Annotated in this window: 2 protein-coding genes; both read left to right on the top strand. The window is 77.6% G+C overall.

Annotation, left to right across the window (positions count from 1 at the left end; genetic code table 11):
* On the top strand, window positions 1-489 hold a 489-nt coding region (locus TR49_RS12060; RefSeq protein WP_174501567.1), incomplete at its 5' end, for a PfkB family carbohydrate kinase.
* A gap of 43 nt (window positions 490-532) precedes the next feature.
* The coding region (locus TR49_RS12055; RefSeq protein WP_042380660.1) for a class II fructose-bisphosphate aldolase at window positions 533-1183 on the top strand (651 nt) is incomplete at its 3' end.

The raw sequence follows: 1183 nt of genomic DNA, 5'->3' as shown, positions 1-1183 counted from the left end.
ACGCAGTACGGGGCCAGGGCGGCCGCCGCGGCCGCCCTGCGGGCGAGTGGCCCCGACCGCCGTTACGCGAGAGAGGCAAGGGTGGACGACTCCGTGCCGCCCCCGCCCGAAGGCGGTCGGCCCATCGCCGCGCCCACGCGCGCGACCGAAGCCGAAGCCCTGCCTGCCTCGCTCGCGCGACGGCTCGTCGAAGCCGGGGCCGGGGCGGCCGTGGTGTCCGCCGGGGCGGACGGGCTGGTGGCCTCGTGGGGTGGGCGGCTGCTGGCCGTCGCGCCGCCGCGGGTGGTCGTGGGGAACGCGACCGGGGCCGGGGACGCCGCGTCCGCGGCGCTCGCGGTCGCGCTCGCGCGGGGCCTGCCGCCGAAGGACGCGCTGAGGCGCGCCGTCGCACTGTCCGCCGCCGCCGTCGCCGCGCCGCTCGCGGGGGACGTCGACCCGGACGTGCTCGCCGAGCTGGAACCACTCGTCACCGTGCGCGAAGCGACCTGACTGCGACCTGATCCACCGACACCGAACCCTGGAGCCACCCGCCGTGCCTCTCGTCCCCCTCCCCCACCTGCTGGCCGACCGGCCGGTCTTCGCCTTCAACGTCATCCAGATCGAGCACGCCGAGGCGATCCTCGCGGGCGCGGAGCAGGCCAAGGCCGCCGTCGTGCTGCAGATCAGCGAGAACGCGGTGCGCTACCACGGCGCGCTGGCGCCGCTCGCCGCGGCGACCCGCCTCGCCGCGGAGCGCAGCGGGGCGCGTGCCGCGCTGCACCTGGACCACGCGACCGAGCCGCGGCTGATCCACGAGGCCGCCGACTGCGGCTTCGGCTCGGTGATGTACGACGGGTCGACGCTGCCGTGGGCGGAGAACCTCCGGGCGACCGCCGAGATCGCCGCCTGGTGCCACGCCAACGGTCTGGCGATCGAGGCGGAGCTCGGCGAGGTCGGCGGGAAGGACGGCGCGCACGCGCCGGGCGTGCGCACCGACCCGGCCGAGGCAGCCGAGTTCGTCGCCCGCACGGGCGTGGACGCCCTGGCCGTCGCCGTCGGCAGCGAGCACGCGATGACCTCCCGCACCGCCTCGCTCGACCTTGACCTGATCGCGCGTCTGCGCGACGCCGTCCCGGTGCCGCTGGTGCTGCACGGCAGCTCGGGCGTGGCGGACGCGACGCTGGTCGCGGCGGTGGGGGCGGGG

It is taken from the genome of Streptacidiphilus melanogenes (assembly GCF_000787835.1).
GTDB lineage: Bacteria > Actinomycetota > Actinomycetes > Streptomycetales > Streptomycetaceae > Streptacidiphilus > Streptacidiphilus melanogenes.
The sequence above is the reverse complement of the archived record's forward strand: the minus strand, read 5'-3'. Positions and strand labels throughout refer to the sequence as shown.